The following is a 15,096-nucleotide window of genomic DNA, read 5'->3' on the forward strand; positions in this document are numbered from 1 at the left end:
GTGCTTGATTATCAGTGTGGAGAATATCGGAGTCGAACCGATGACCTCTTGCATGCCATGCAAGCGCTCTAGCCAGCTGAGCTAATCCCCCTTGTGTGGCACAAAAATAGGGGAAAATTTTTAGAAGCAAAACATCCCGTGAAAAAATGTGCAAAAGAAAAAGGGGCAGCTTTCGCTGCCCCTTTTAATATGAAGAAAGAAGCTTTTAGTTGAAGATGTAACGGAGGCCAATCTGTGCTCTCCATACATCATCAATACCAGCTGAAGTATTGAACGTGTTAGTAAGCAGCTGATTTCCGATTGTCTGCATTCTGTACTGAGGAACGTTGTCCGCATTTACACCAGCAGCTACCAGCGGTGAGCTCTGCAGCACTCTGTTGTTCACACCCCAGTCGCTGTTAATCAGGTTACCAACGTTGAAGATGTCACCTCTTAGTTGCAACGTATTACGCTTGCCACCTACGTTCACAAAGAACTCCTGTACAATGCTCAGGTCAGTCTGGTACACCCAAGGCATGATAGCGCCGTTACGCTCTGCGTACTGTCCGCGGCGGGAATTCAGGTACTCGTCCTGTGCAATGTAAGCTTCGAAAGCGGCAGCCTGCTGCTCTGGTGTAAATACTGTGATGGTGTTACCAGCAGCATCTTTACCTGTAATTGGTAAGAAAATCAACTCGCTGCCAGTGTTTGGTACATAAAGCAGGTCGTTTCCGAAAGTTCCGTCACCGTTCATGTCGCCGTTGTACGTGTAGCTGAAGCGGCTCTGGTTACGTGCTTCGCTGAACAGGGAGATTTGAGTGGCACCGAAACCTGCATACTCTTTACGGTAAGAGATGGAACCGATTACACGGTGGCGCTGATCGTTGTCAGAGAAAGCAAGCTCTGGATAGTTGTTGCCGTTTACGCTACGGATACCGCTGTAAGTACCACCAGCTGTGCTACCGGCAGATAAAAGGTCTTTCGCCTCACCGAAGTTATAAGCCAAACGGGCAAACAGACCGTTGTTGAACGGTTTTTCTAACTGAGCAGTGAAAGAGTAAGAGTATCCTTTATTTGTATTAGTCAGGTAAGGAGCTGAAGTAATAGTTGGGTTAATGCGGCTTGCATTGTTGAAAGCATCATTGCGCAGACCATAGCCAGGGTACATCAAACGGTTGTCCGGGCCATTGAAGGTAGCAGTGGCTGGAGCAAGGTTAATGTTGATGTAGTTGGCGCTGTTAAGGTTTTTGCTGTAGATGAATTCTACTGTACCTACTATACCAGCGAAAAGTGATTTGTCAACAGCAAGGTTGCTTCTCCAAACCTGCGGGAAAGTAAAGTCTCTGTCAGAAACGTTGATTTCGTAAGAGCTTGGCAGGGTAGGGTTAGCAGGGATATGCGCTGTTGGATCCGGGTTGAATGGATACTGTGTTGTTCTGTCGTTAGAGATAAAACCTGTCAGTACACCATTGTTACCAATCTGGTTAGAGATCCACACGAATGCAGGACGACCAGAGAAGATGCCTGAACCACCGCGGATTTGCAGTGTCTTATCATCCAGCACATCCCAGTTAAAGCCTACACGTGGTGACCACAGCACTTTAGTGTCAGGAAGTTTAGCTGTGTTTACCTGCAAAGGATTGCCATCAGCATCTCTGAAAGTCATTTCAGATACGGCAGGGTTCTCAAATCCTGTTTCGTCAAATGCAGACACATCAGCACGTAGACCAAATGTTACGGTCATGTTACGCATAGCAGCCCATGAATCCTGCAGGTACAAGCCGCTGTAGGTTACTCTTGTAGGCTGTACAGGCTCAGCGCCTCCTGGCAGTGCAGAGTAGCGTAACTGGAATCTTCTTAGCTCAACAGGTGATGTTGCAAGGTTTGGATCTGCAAGGTATCCGTCAGCGGCAGTATAGAAATCATCCAGTGAGTTGAATACATACACGCTCTGAGAGCCTGGGAAGAAAACGTTCTCGAATGAAAGACGCTCTACGTTAACACCAGCAGTTAAAGTGTGGGCTCCAGCATAATATGTGAAGTTGTTCTGGAACTGGAGTGTTGTATAGCTCAGTCTGTTGTTTGGCGTAAATGGCTCAAAACCGGCAGTGATGTAGTTTGCGCCAGCATTCTGGATCTCGATAAGCGGGAAGAAATCACCACGCGAACCTCTGTCTTCGTTCTGAGACGTATAGCCAACAATCATGTTATTGGAGAACTTGGTACCAAAGGTTGAGTTTAATTCACCGATAACGGAATGGATTTTCTCAAACTGGATGTAGTTCGAATTCTGGTAGTTCAGCGCGTTCAGGTTTGTTCTGCGGCTACCGAAACCAAGAGAAGAGCTGTTACTAGTTAAGGCATCTCTTTCAGAATCCAGCATGTTGTAACGGATGCTGGCTCTGTGGTTGTTGTTGATGTTGTAATCCAGCTTTGCAAGGAACTTGTTGCTTCTGGTCTCGTTGTCATAACCCTGGTAAGGGCCTGTTTCATAACCGAATCTGTCTCTCAGGTAGCTGCTTAACTGATTCAGGTCAGACTCCAGTACCCGTGTTACGTTACCTTCTACTGCCTCACCACCTTTGTTGGCTCTGAAAGTAGTAGCTGGCTCAGTGCGGCGCTCAATCTCACCGTTCACGAAGAAGAACAGCTTGTTTTTAATGATTGGACCACCTAAACGGAAACCTGCCTGTGTGTTGTTGAAGTTATCAGATACTACTTCTCTTCCTCTTGCTTCAGTACCAAGGAACTTCTCATTCTGGATGTTGTAGAATACAGAACCAGAGAATTCATTTGTACCTGAGCGGGTTACAGCATTGATACCGGCACCAGTAAAACCACCTTGTCTTACATCGTAAGGGGCTAAGTTTACCTGTACCTGCTCAATAGCGTCCAAGCTGATAGGGGCAGTACCTGTACGGCCACCTGGCTGTCCGCTCAAACCAAAGCTGCTGTTCAGGATAGAACCGTCCACCGTGATGTTGTTCAGACGGTTATCCTGGCCACCGAAAGAGGTGCCGCTTGCCTGAGGCGTTAAACGCGTAAAGTCGTTGATAGAACGGCTGATAGTAGGAAGAGCGGTGATGGCCTCACGGGAAATGTTGGTGGCAGCACCTGTACGCTCAGAGCTAATCACAGCGTTGCGATCAGAAATAACCTGTACTTCACTCAGGGCATTTGACTGCTCCGCTAGTTTAACGTTCAGGTTCTGGGCAACACCCAGGTTTAAGTTAATGTTGTTGTAAACTTTATCCTGGAAACCTACATAGCGAACCGTTACAGTGTAAGGACCGCCCACACGCATGTTTGGGATTGTGAATCTTCCGTCTACTTGCGTAGCGGTACCATAGTTAGTTCCGGATGGTGTGTGCACAGCGACTACAGTTGCTCCTGGAAGGCCTTCGCCGTTGCCATCCGTTACAACACCTGTCAGCGAAGAGGTGGTTACACCTTGTGCCCAGCTGTAATGGGCCGTCAGGACCATCACCAGGATGAGACAAATTGTACTATAAAAATTTTTCATAAAAGGTTGGTTGATTTTGGGTGCAAAAGTAGGTGACATAATCTTCATTTTCAACCATGTGTCAGATTATTTAATTGTTAACTAGCTGTTTATATTCGAGGAAACGAATACGCAGTTTTATGAATATGTAAAAATGGAGGCAGAGAGGCGTATAAAATGAAAAAGGCGGAGCATTTGCCCCGCCTTTTTATGTGCTGACGAAATTCCTGTTAGTTAAAAATATACCTCAGGCCAAGCTGGCCTCTCCATCTGGACTGGAAGTCATTCACAAAATAAGGGTTGCCGTTCGTTAAGCCCCTGCCGGTGTAGTTAAACATGGGGGTTGTCGTGCCGGACTCATATCCCACAAAATCTATGGCTTGGAAAGCATTGAAGTTCGCCTGGTACTGCCTTCCCCAGTCTCTGTTTAGCAGGTTTGTGAAATTAAAGACGTCGAATGTAATCTGCAGTCTGTGGGAATTGTCGGCCTGCGCCAGCTTGAACTCCTGTATCAGGCGAAGGTCTAGCTGGTTAGTCCAGGGCAGGCGGTCTGCGTTACGTTCTACATACTGGCCTCTTCTTTCGCTCAGGTAGTCGTTGCCGGATATAAAGGCATCCAATGCCTCCCACTGCTCATCCGGGGTCATGGAACCGGGTATCACCTGGCCTGAGCGGTCTGTGATAGGCACCAGGTTTATCTCCGACCTGTCTGCAGGTACATAAATCAAGTCATTGGTTCTGCCGGCATCGTTGTTTACATCACCATTATAGATATAGGATAGGGGCTGACCAGACTGTCCGTTATAAAAAAGGGAGATGGCAGTGGAGGCAAAGTTAAGGTAGTTTAACTCATACGTCAGGGCTGCCACAACCCTTGACCGGATATCGTTATCTGCAAAGGCTGCCTCCACATTATTAAGCCCGCGCACCTGGTTTACGTTTATCCAGTTGGAGCGCGCCTGGCTTGAGTTGCCGGGGTTTACATCCTTGGCACGTGAGTAAGTGTAGGCCACGGAGCCGGAGAGCCCTCTTGTGTAGCTTTTCTGCAGCTGACCTGTTATGCTGTATCCATAACCCTGGCTCGTATTGGTCAGGTAAATGATGTCCTGGAAGTTGTTGCCCTGTATTCTGCCAAACACCGGGCGGTTGTCTGCTCCGTTAAGGGTACCAGTTTCCTGCAGGTTCAGGTTCTGATAATAGATGTTGTTCAGATTCCTGGAATATATACCTTCCAGCGTACCAACAAAACCGCCTGGCAGCCTCTGATCAACAGCTGCGTTTACCCTGAACAGTTGCGGGAACTTGAAATCAGGATCTGTGATGTTTATCTCGGATGTTCTGTCGGACAAGCCTACGGAAGTGGCATTTGGTTGTGAAGCCGGGTCAGGGTTGAAACGTATTCCTTCAAGCGTAGGGTTAGGCCTGCTGCCAGTTGTTAAGGAAAGGCTACCCAGCATGAGGCCTGTGTTCGTGTACTGGTTTGCAATCCATACAAAAGGTGCCCTGCCCGTGAAAACCCCGGCGCCACCACGTACCTGCGTGTTACCGTTGTCAAACACATCCCAGTTCACACCGAACCTGGGAGACAGCATAAACTGTGCGCCTGGTGTTCTGTTGGTGGCAAGGCCCCGGTTCGCAAATGCAGTATTGAATTCTTCATTAGGAGCGGGCTCATCGTTGAAGGTAGGAATGTCCAGGCGCAGGCCCAGTGTCAGTTTCAGGTTTTTAAGAGCAGTGTATTCGTCCTGTGCATAAAACCCTAGCTGAAAAGCGGAAAACTCCGCTCCCTGCTGGCGGTTATCGGTGCGGGAGTAATTCCTGAAAAAAGCGGACGGCGCCTGCTCATCAGGGGTACCTATTGCCTCAAAAGCTTCTATGGAATTATATTCATAAGCTCCGAACTCCTGCCTGATGAACAGGTTGTATGTTTTGTAAAACTCGTTGTGGGTACCGAGGGTAATGGTGTGCTTGCCCAAAAACATGTTGAAGTTATCTGTAATCGTCAGCACATCCTGGTCCAGCTGGTTTTGCACAGAAAATGGCTCGCTTCCTATTGACATGGTTCTACCGCCTGAAAGCCTGAGTGTTACGTTGGGGAATGGTTCGCCTATAATGTCTCTGTCGTCGCGCACCCTGGTATAACCAATAATGGCCTCATTTGCGAAGCTGCCCCCAAACTGGCTTCGGAGCTGAAGCACACTGGAGTTGGTTGTGCTCGGAAAGAACTCTGCATTATTAGAAAACCGAAGCGCATTCGGGTTCCTGCTGTTGTCTATGTTTTCGCCATACACATAGCTATGGCGGAGCGTGAGCTGGTGGTTATTGGTGATGTTCCAGTCCAGGCGGGCAAATATTTTATCGCTTGATGTCTGGTCCTCAATGCCCCTGAAGCTTCCTGGGTCATAGCCAAGGCGGTTGGCGGCTGCCAGCACACGGTTTGCCTCGTCTACTGTGATGTTAGATGTAGGCGAGCCGGGTTCAAACAGGAGCGGGGCCGTTCTGTTGGTCTTCTCGCCGTTCACGAAGAAAAACAGTTTATCCTTTATGATAGGGCCTCCTATTCTGAGTCCGGTCTGGTAGTCGGTATACTCTGGCAGCCTTGTCCGGTCCTCATCCGGGCTTCTGCCAACCAGTCGCTCGTTATTGCCAAAATAATAGGCAGAACCGGTGAACCTGTTAGAGCCGCTACGGGTAATGGCGTTGATGCCTCCTCCTGTAAAGCCGCTTTGCCGCACATCAAATGGAGCAATAACCACCTGTATCGCCTCAATGGCATCCAGCGAAATAGGCTGAACACCCGTCTGACCTCCGTTGGTACCTGATGCTGAAAGGCCAAACACGTCGTTGTTTACTGTACCGTCTATCGAGAAGTTGTTGAAACGGTTGTTTTGTCCTGCAAAGGAAATACCTGCACCCGAAGTAGAGGCCTGCGGGGTAATCCTGGTAAAGTCATTCAGGCTCCTGCTGATAGTAGGGAGCGCCTGAATCTGCTCTGTTGATATGTTTGTAGCAGCACCCGTTCTGTCGGAGTTGATGATTTTGTCCTGGTTGGCAGTTACCTCCACTTCACCCAGCGCCGTGGTACTTTCGTTAACAGTAAGGTCCAGCCGGTAGTTCTGACCCAGAGCAAGGTTAATATTCTGAACAACCTGCTCCTGATAGCCGATATAAGATGTCCTGACGGTGTAGGGGCCACCCACCCGCATGTTCTGAAAATTATAGCGGCCTTCGGTGTTTGTGTTGGCTACATACTGTGTATTGGTTGGGTTATGAACAGCAATAACTGTAGCTCCTGGCAGTGCTACTCCATTCTGGTCCTGGACTACCCCGTTCATGGCAGCAGTGGTGGTACCCTGGGCCCACGCCGTTTGCAGTAGTAGCAGAAATGAGAAGCAAAGAAGTAATCGTTTGTAAATAAATTTCATAGCTCTTAGTAACTATTTGAACAACAATATTTTCGCTTAGTTACTAAGTACGTGAGTTAGGCCCTTTTTATATTAGCATAATGTAAATTTTATTTATAAGTACAATTTTTCGTGTTCTGTGTCAGAACACCGGCGGCCTGACGGCTTTGATGAAGATTTTCTGGAAGTGGTCTGCGTAAAGGTTGGTTTCTATAACGCCAAGGGAGCTGGAGGCATGTATAAATCGAACCTCATCTTTGCTCACAACTTCCGTTACCATGCCCACATGGGTCACATCCCGGCTAAATTTATTTGCTCCGAAAAATACCAAATCGCCTTCTTTTATATCTTTTGGTTTTACCTTTTTACCAAAGCGGCTCTGCTCATCCGAAGTGCGAGGAAGAATCACATCAATTGTCTGGAAAGAGGTGCAGAGCAAACCGGAGCAATCCATGCCTACCCGGGTAGTGCCACCCCACTTATAAGGAGTGCCGGTGTAGGAGCGTGCGGCCTGTATAACCGTGGCCACATCTTCATCTAAGTTACGGGCATGGGTTCGGGTTCGGCTGGTGCGGTCCTTAGAGGCGATGGTGCCCCGCGATCTGCCGCCTTTACGGGCTTGCCGCTTTTCTGCCGCTATTTCGCGGGCAGATTTGTACGTTTCACCGCGTTTGCTGAAAGTAGGCCGCGTGGATTGGCAGGAAGCCACCAGCAGCAGAAAAATGATGAACAGGGCAGAGGTAGTGTAATGTGTTTTCAAAGCTGATTTAAGCGATCTAAGTGAAACAAGGTCGTTTTATCTATGGCTAAAGTACTTATTAACCATGCTTTTTAAAAGAGAAATCTAACACTGTTACTCCGGAATTTATCTAGGTATTTTATGATATAACTAGTAATGAGTGTGTTATATTGCCTGCTGCTGATGCCTGGGGCAATAAGCTTCCGGGATGTCAAATGAAGTGCTAATGCCGTGCAGCCCTGGGGGAGGCTAAACGAAGGGGCGAGGCATTAAACTGGTGCCGGTTATGGGCAAAACAAGATGCAACTGCGGCTGAGGTGGGATGTGAGAAAGTGCCTGCTTTAAATGACCCTGAAGTGCTTTGGTAGAATGGTTAAAACAAAACAGGCGCAGTACGTAAGTTCTGCGCCTGTTTTGTTTTAAGGTCAGCTGTTATGGCAATGTTATGCCACTGACGGTGAAGGTTCCTCAGTTTTTTCATGACTCCTCTTTTTCATTTAAGTCACTGTACCTGGTTTCAGCCAGTTGGTTGTCCATGCCGCGCAGGTTCATCCAGGAGTGCATCAGGTTAATATGGGACTCATTAAGCGGGGCCTGGTGCGCGTTGTTCATATAAGACGACTGGTCCGTGTTTTCCATAGAAAACAGCCTGGCTTGTGGCTGGCTTATTTTTCCTGTTGCTTGTTGTGCTCTTAATATAGCTTCACTCCTTTGTTTTTTCGTTTCCATAAACTTGATTCGTTTGATTGGTTATTGATGTATTAACTCTCGCTTCTTATTCTCTTCTTTTACAAAGTTGCTTACATAACGGGCAATCTCCTCAGCGTTCTCTTCCTGCAGAAAATGGCCACTGTCTTCAAAAGGAATGACATAACTCTCGTGGAAGAACCTCTTCCAGCACTGCAGCGCCTCAATTTTGATGAGCTTGTCCCGCTCTCCCCACAGTATAAGTGTCGGGATGTTCTGTATTCTGGCCCGCTTTTGCCAAAGTTCATCGTACCACCGGGTAATGCCTATCAGCTCCCGTGCACAGGCAAGTTTGCCAACACTATCGTCGGGGTTGCCAAGTGCTTTTACATAATGTTGCCGGATGGGCTCCGGCATCTTCTCCTCGCCTTCAAACAACTCATTTATGAGTGTATGAGCCGATACATTGAGCTTTGAATGCAGGAACTTGCCCAAGGGCCCCACCAGGTATTTGCTGGTGTTTGTAAAGGACTGGTGCTTGGACAGAGACCAGGTCCAGGAGTTAAGCATCACGATGTTCTTTACTTTCTCCGGGTGGTTTATGGCATAAGCAAAACCAATGGGCGCCCCAAAATCATGTACCAGTAATGTTATGTCCTTTAACTGAAGATGGTCCATCAGTTGCTCAAAGTTGGAGGCATGGGCTCTTGGCTTGTAGCTCCAGTTCTGCGGCTTATCTGACAGGCCAAAGCCAATCATGTCCATGGCGATGCACCGGTACTTCTTGCGCAGTATCTTTATCAGGTTGCGGTACAGAAAAGACCAGACAGGAGTGCCATGGATCATTACAATCGGCGGCCCTTCTCCCTCGTCTACATAATGCATCTTACCCGCCTCTAATTGTAGGTATTTGGATTCGAAAGGATATTCCTTCTTGTCCAGCCAGTCTGGTGTCATAAACTTCAGGGTGCTCTGTCTTTTTAGTATACTTTCAAAGCGGAAGCAAGTTGCTCTATCTACTAAAAAAGCTTTCCCTTCGGGACAAAATATCAGTAAGCCCTGGAGCAGGCAGGCAGGGGTAAAATATTAAGCTTACCTTTACAGCCAGGTATGTGTGGTATAACAGGAGTATTTGCATTTACAGAAACAGGCCGAAAGGCCCTGGAGCAGCTGCCAGGCGCTGTGGCAGCGCTGCAGCACCGAGGCCCTGATGCCGATGGGCTGTACTTCAATAACCGCGTAGGGCTCGGCCACCGCAGGCTTGCTCTGATTGCCCCCACTGCTGTGGCCAATCAGCCTTTCAGAAGTGAAGACGGCCGTTACGCTCTTGTCTTTAACGGTGAAATATTTAATTATAAAAAACTAAGGAAGGAGCTGGAGGCAGAAGGGATCATCTTTCGCAGCGATTCCGACACAGAGGTACTGCTGCACCTGTATGTGCGCGAGCGGCAGGAGTGTCTAAAAAAGCTTACAGGTTTTTTCTCCCTGGCTGTTTACGATGCCAGAGAAGACAGCCTTTTCCTGGCCCGGGACCGTTTTGGGGAAAAACCGTTGCTTTACTATAAAGATGCAGACAAGTTCCTGTTTGGGTCGGAGTTGGCTGCCTTGTTAGCCTTAGGTGTTCCACGTGAATTAGACTACACCTCGCTTTACCAGTACCTGCAGCTGACTTATGTGCCTGCGCCGGCCACTATGCTGAAAGAAACGAAAAAGCTTTTGCCGGGGCAGTCGTTGTATGTGCGCGGCAACAGAGTGGAGGAGCGCATGTGGTACAGGCTGCCATTTGACAGTGACAAGGTGCTGCACAGCCCGTTGCCCTACGTGCAGCAGCAGGCCAAGCTAAAAATGCTCCTGCAGCAAGCTGTTAAAGACAGGTTGGTGGCGGATGTACCCGTGGGCGCCTTCCTGAGTGGTGGCATCGATTCCTCTGTGGTGGTGGCGCTGGCTGCCCAACAGGTTGATAAGCTTAAAACATATGCTGTCGGTTTTCCTGACCAGCCCTTCTTTGACGAAACCCGTTATGCCCGCCTGGTGGCAGACAAGTGCGGCACAGAGCATATGGAACTTCGCCTCTCGAATCACGACCTGTACAAGAATCTTTTAGGAGCACTCGACAGCCTGAGCGAGCCTTTTGCCGATTCCTCAGCACTGGCAGTATTCACCTTAAGCAAGCATGTAGGGCAGGAGATGAAGGCAGTGCTGAGTGGCGACGGTGCAGATGAACTTTTCGGAGGCTACAACAAACACTTGGCAGAGTATAGGGTCCTGTCTGGCGGAACCAAAGCGGAGGCAGTAAAAAAACTGAAGTTTCTGTGGGATATGCTGCCTAAGTCCAGAAACTCTTTTGCCGGAAACAAAGTAAGGCAACTGCAACGTTTTGCAACAGGGGCCCGGCTGCTTCCTCAGGACCGCTACTGGCTTTGGGCAACGTGGCAGCAGGAAGAGGAGGCGCTGGCGTTATTGACACCGGAAACTAAGGCGGCGGTGCAGCAGAATTTGTACCGCGCACGCAAAGGCAGGGTATTGGAGTGCGTCAGCAGAAAACATTATGATCTTAACCACGTACTGTGTGCCGATTGGCGTTTGGTGCTGCCAAACGATATGCTGACGAAGATTGATTTGATGGGAATGGCTAACGGCCTTGAAATTCGCAGTCCCTTTCTGGATCACAGGCTGGTTAAGTTTGCTTTTTCATTGCCAGCTTCTGCTAAGGTAGATAAAAATCTGCAGAAAAAGATTCTGAAAGACACTTTCAGGGAGTTGTTGCCCGCCGAACTTTATAAGCGGCCGAAGCAAGGGTTTGAAGTACCGCTAAAAGCATTTCTGCAGTCTGAGGGGACGGAGCTGGTAAACGAATACCTTTCTGATGCTTTTGTGGCAGCTCAGGGTGTTTTCGATGTACAGCAGGTACAGCGCATCCGGCAGCTTCTGAACACTGAAAAAGCAGGCCTCGTGCAAACAAGAGCCTGGATGCTACTGGTATTTCAGTATTGGTGGATGAAATATATATTGTGAGAAAAGTATAATTATTTGTTTTTAAAGTTAAATATTTTACCTTAATTTAACTTTCTTTGAAATTGGACAATAAAAGAATATATCTATATTTGTGATATCGTTAAATATGATTAATCTATGAGAATAGCTGTTGTTGGTACTGGATACGTTGGCCTGGTTACGGGGACATGTTTCGCAGAAGTTGGTATTGATGTAACCTGCATTGATATTGACCAAAAGAAAATAGACAACCTTAAAAAGAACATCCTGCCAATCTATGAGCCGGGACTTGAGGAGATGGTGGCACGTAATGCGCAGAAAGAGCGTCTTTCCTTCTCTACAGACCTTGCATCGAGCATCCAGGGTTGTGATGTAGCTTTTATTGCTGTGGGAACACCTCCGGGCGAGGATGGCAGTGCTGACCTGAAATATGTGCTGGCGGTTGCCCGCAGCATTGGCCAGAACATGAACTCCTACATCGTAGTGGTTACCAAGAGCACTGTGCCGGTAGGTACTGCAAATAAAGTTCGGCAGGTTATAGAAGAGGAGCTGGCCGCACGCGGCGTGGACATACCGTTCGACGTGGCTTCTAACCCGGAGTTCCTCAAAGAAGGAGCTGCCATCGAAGACTTCCTGAAGCCGGACCGCATTGTGGTGGGCGTATGCTCTGAAAGAGCACAGGAGGTGATGAAGAAACTCTACAAGCCGTTCCTGATGAACGGACACCCGCTTATTTTCATGGATGTACCGTCTGCCGAAATGACCAAGTATGCCGCCAACGCCATGCTGGCCACAAAAATCAGCTTCATGAATGACATCGCTAACCTTTGCGAAATCATGGGTGCCGACGTGAACATGGTGCGTAAAGGTATTGGCTCTGATGTGCGCATCGGCAATAAGTTCATCTATCCTGGTATCGGCTACGGTGGTTCCTGTTTCCCGAAAGACGTGAAGGCGCTTATTCGTACCGCTGCAGAGAACGGTTATGAGATGCGGGTGCTCAAGAGCGTAGAGGAAGTGAACGAGAACCAGAAGTCCGTACTTTACAACAAGATACACAATCACTTTAGCGGTGACCTGGCAGGCAAAACGTTTGCTATCTGGGGCTTGTCTTTCAAGCCGAAGACAGATGATATGCGGGAAGCTCCTTCTCTGGTTATCATTCAGAAATTACTGGAGCAAGGTGCCAAAGTGCGTGCCTACGACCCGGTGGCCATGAAAGAGGCACAGCATTCACTGGGAGACACGATAGAGTACGGCAAGGATGAGTATGAAACACTAATTGATGCAGACGCGCTGCTGCTGGTGACAGAGTGGCCTGAGTTCCGCTCCCCGAACTTTAACGTAGTAAGCAAGCTAATGAAGGACAAGGTGGTGTTTGACGGAAGAAACATCTATGATGCCGCTGAGATGAATGAGAAAGGCTTTACTTATTATGGAATAGGGGTTAAGCAGCAAGTGCCACAGCAGTTAGATGCTTCTATATAATAGTAAGAGTTATGGCAGGTAAAAGAGTACTTATAACAGGTGCGGCCGGCTTTCTGGGCTCACATCTTTGCGATAGGTTTATCAATGAGGGTTATCGTGTGGTAGCCATGGATAACCTGATTACAGGTAACATGGACAACATAGAGCACCTGTTTAAGCTGCCGAACTTTGAATTCTATCATCATGATGTATCAAAGTTTGTGCATGTGTCAGGTGAGTTGGACTATATCCTGCACTTTGCATCGCCAGCCAGCCCGATTGATTACCTGAAAATTCCAATCCAGACGCTGAAGGTAGGCTCATTGGGTACACACAACCTGCTTGGCCTGGCCAAGGCAAAAGGTGCCCGTATGCTCATTGCCTCTACCTCGGAAGTATACGGAGACCCACTGGTGCATCCACAGCAGGAAGATTATTGGGGTAATGTGAATCCTGTTGGTCCACGGGGTTGCTACGATGAGGCAAAACGTTTTCAGGAGGCCATGACAATGGCCTACCACATGCACCATGGATTAGAAACACGTATTGTGCGCATCTTCAACACCTATGGTCCGCGCATGCGTTTGGATGACGGACGTGTATTGCCTGCTTTCCTGAGCCAGGCGCTAAGAGGGGAGCCATTGAGCATTTTTGGAGACGGCAGCCAGACACGCTCATTCTGCTATGTAGATGACCTGGTAGAAGGAATTTACCGTTTGTTGTTAAGCGACTACCACTTACCGGTAAACATTGGCAATCCGTCTGAGATCACTATCAAGGAGTTTGCAGAGGAAATCTGCAAGCTGACGGGTGTAGAGCTGAAAGTTGACTACCAGCCCCTGCCAAAAGATGATCCGCAGAAGCGCCAGCCGGATATCACCAAGGCCAAAGAGATTTTAGGCTGGGAACCACAGGTAGATCGTGCTGAAGGCTTAAAAAGAACATTGGAATACTTTAAAGAAAAAATACAGTTTCCTGTTGAGCAGGAGGCTTAGCTAGTACAAAGCAGAAGGGGTTGTCTGGTCAGGCAGCCCCTTCTGCTTTTACAGCTTGTCACTCAGAAGTATGTTCCGAAGGCGTTCGCCGGCCCTGCCGTCAAACTTGTACATCCACTCCTCCGTGAACTTCGCCTTGTTGGGGAGTTGTTTCTGGTGAAGCGCTCCTATATTCGGTAAAATACTGTGCAGTTCCTCCAGGTCATAAACAGGGTGTGCCACACCGGCATCTACAAAGGATTTGGATACATCAATTCTGCCCATTGGATGGTTCTCCAGGGTTACAACAGTTGTAAACGGTAAAACCATTAACGGCAGCAAATAAGTAGAGTAGAAGCCCATTATAAGACGCGAGTGGGGAAGCTGCAACAATAGCTCATTGTTGTCTATCAGCTTTACGTTAGTGAAAGAGGCCCAAAATTTTGCATCTGCTTCGGGTTGTGCAGGATGAAGCTTTGTCAGAAGTTGATACCCGTGCGTAGCGCAAATACCTGCGAATGCCGTAACAAACTGTCTGTAATTTGTCGCATTCCAGTTAAAGAAGCGCCAGTTGCCCAGTCCCTGATCGATGAAAATGATTTGTGATTTTATTGTATTAGCAGGCTCTAAGCCAGCTAAATGATCATAATTAGGCAAGCCTATAAAATGAACAGGCTTGTCTTTTGGCAGGTGGTCGAAGTGTTGATGTGCCTCGAAGGTTTTGGGGCCAAAAGAAATATAGGCATCTGCCACCCTGAGGGGAGAACTAATCTTGTTGAAGGTAGTCATGAAGCTGCTGCTCCTTCTGGTATTATAAAAGTCCCTGAAAAACGCTGCATGAGTTGGTGAAAGCTCCTTAACAGAGTTGCGCAGAAAAAGTCTTGCCTTGAGGCGTGCCTTAAACTGGGTTATTTTTTTAAAGTGGTGGAGAGGAGAAACGTTGTAAGTTTGCTTTATGAGGTGTTGCTCAAACCTAAGGTGGATATAAAGGTCTCTGATGCCATGATCCATCAGGTAAGTAAAGATGCCCCGTTCTTTGCAGGCTAAGTTCAGAATAACATGGAAATATGATTCTATAAAGAAAAAAACTACTTTTTGAGGTTGAATATGTAAGAGCAATTCATTCACATTTTTGAAGTCTCCCCAAAAGATAGCTTTTCCGTAAACCTTGTATGCTTCATCAGCAACCTCTTTTTTAGAGGCATACTCGAGAAAGTAGAAATTAAAATCCTGCCGGCAAGACCGGAACAATTCAAGGAAGTCTTTCCTGTTATAATCTCCAACTACCAGTAAATTTGCTTTATCAGACATTTTTCTGAAAATTAGTACAATATATCTCTACCTCCTTAA

9 protein-coding genes and 1 tRNA gene are annotated in these 15,096 nt (G+C 47.8%); 3 read left to right on the top strand and 7 right to left on the bottom strand.

The window, feature by feature from the left end:
* Positions 1-17: 17 nt before the first annotated feature.
* From ACYVB1_RS05755 to ACYVB1_RS05780, 6 genes are all read right to left on the bottom strand, one after another.
* Positions 18-91: transfer RNA gene (locus ACYVB1_RS05755), tRNA-Ala, on the bottom strand.
* A gap of 114 nt (positions 92-205) precedes the next feature.
* The gene (locus ACYVB1_RS05760) at positions 206-3,502 is read right to left on the bottom strand and encodes a TonB-dependent receptor (RefSeq protein WP_460921606.1); all 3,297 of its coding nucleotides are present in this window, start codon (positions 3,500-3,502) and stop codon (positions 206-208) included.
* Between the two features lie 209 nt (positions 3,503-3,711).
* Positions 3,712-6,906 carry a TonB-dependent receptor gene (locus ACYVB1_RS05765; RefSeq protein ID WP_460921609.1) on the bottom strand — a complete coding sequence of 1,065 codons (3,195 nt, stop codon included), beginning with the start codon at positions 6,904-6,906 and terminating at the stop codon, positions 3,712-3,714.
* A 121-nt stretch (positions 6,907-7,027) separates the two neighbouring features.
* Complete coding sequence (locus tag ACYVB1_RS05770) at positions 7,028-7,645, bottom strand: C40 family peptidase (protein ID WP_460921612.1); 618 nt, start codon at positions 7,643-7,645, stop codon at positions 7,028-7,030.
* A 456-nt stretch (positions 7,646-8,101) separates the two neighbouring features.
* Complete coding sequence (locus ACYVB1_RS05775) at positions 8,102-8,263, bottom strand: hypothetical protein (RefSeq protein WP_460921615.1); 162 nt, start codon at positions 8,261-8,263, stop codon at positions 8,102-8,104.
* Between the two features lie 111 nt (positions 8,264-8,374).
* The gene (locus ACYVB1_RS05780; RefSeq protein WP_460921618.1) at positions 8,375-9,268 is read right to left on the bottom strand and encodes an alpha/beta fold hydrolase; all 894 of its coding nucleotides are present in this window, start codon (positions 9,266-9,268) and stop codon (positions 8,375-8,377) included.
* A gap of 153 nt (positions 9,269-9,421) precedes the next feature.
* On the opposite strand from ACYVB1_RS05780, the gene asnB reads away from it, so the two are divergent.
* The 3 genes from asnB (at position 9,422) to ACYVB1_RS05795 (ending at position 13,767) form a co-directional block, all read left to right on the top strand.
* The gene (asnB, locus tag ACYVB1_RS05785) at positions 9,422-11,326 is read left to right on the top strand and encodes an asparagine synthase (glutamine-hydrolyzing) (RefSeq protein WP_460921621.1); all 1,905 of its coding nucleotides are present in this window, start codon (positions 9,422-9,424) and stop codon (positions 11,324-11,326) included.
* A gap of 117 nt (positions 11,327-11,443) precedes the next feature.
* Positions 11,444-12,793 carry a UDP-glucose dehydrogenase family protein gene (locus tag ACYVB1_RS05790; RefSeq protein ID WP_460921623.1) on the top strand — a complete coding sequence of 450 codons (1,350 nt, stop codon included), beginning with the start codon at positions 11,444-11,446 and terminating at the stop codon, positions 12,791-12,793.
* Positions 12,794-12,804: 11 nt separating this feature from the next.
* Positions 12,805-13,767 (top strand): UDP-glucuronic acid decarboxylase family protein, encoded by a 963-nt coding sequence (locus ACYVB1_RS05795; RefSeq protein WP_460921625.1) that lies wholly within the window; start codon positions 12,805-12,807, stop codon positions 13,765-13,767.
* 48 nt (positions 13,768-13,815) lie between these two features.
* Here the strand turns inward: ACYVB1_RS05795 and ACYVB1_RS05800 are convergent, their stop codons facing one another.
* On the bottom strand, positions 13,816-15,057 hold the full coding sequence (locus tag ACYVB1_RS05800; protein ID WP_460921627.1) for a polysialyltransferase family glycosyltransferase: 1,242 nt from the start codon (positions 15,055-15,057) through the stop codon (positions 13,816-13,818).
* Between the last annotated feature and the right edge of the window lie 39 nt (positions 15,058-15,096).

The organism is Pontibacter brevis (genome assembly GCF_054779655.1).

Coding starts and splice junctions, on each gene's coding strand:
- ACYVB1_RS05765 (WP_460921609.1), bottom strand. CDS start 6,906: ATGAAATTTATTTACAAACGATTACTTCTTTGCTTCTCATTTCTGCTA.
- ACYVB1_RS05790 (WP_460921623.1), top strand. CDS start 11,444: ATGAGAATAGCTGTTGTTGGTACTGGATACGTTGGCCTGGTTACGGGG.
- ACYVB1_RS05795 (WP_460921625.1), top strand. CDS start 12,805: ATGGCAGGTAAAAGAGTACTTATAACAGGTGCGGCCGGCTTTCTGGGC.
- ACYVB1_RS05760 (WP_460921606.1), bottom strand. CDS start 3,502: ATGAAAAATTTTTATAGTACAATTTGTCTCATCCTGGTGATGGTCCTG.
- ACYVB1_RS05780 (WP_460921618.1), bottom strand. CDS start 9,268: ATGACACCAGACTGGCTGGACAAGAAGGAATATCCTTTCGAATCCAAA.
- ACYVB1_RS05775 (WP_460921615.1), bottom strand. CDS start 8,263: ATGGAAAACACGGACCAGTCGTCTTATATGAACAACGCGCACCAGGCC.
- asnB (WP_460921621.1), top strand. CDS start 9,422: ATGTGTGGTATAACAGGAGTATTTGCATTTACAGAAACAGGCCGAAAG.
- ACYVB1_RS05800 (WP_460921627.1), bottom strand. CDS start 15,057: ATGTCTGATAAAGCAAATTTACTGGTAGTTGGAGATTATAACAGGAAA.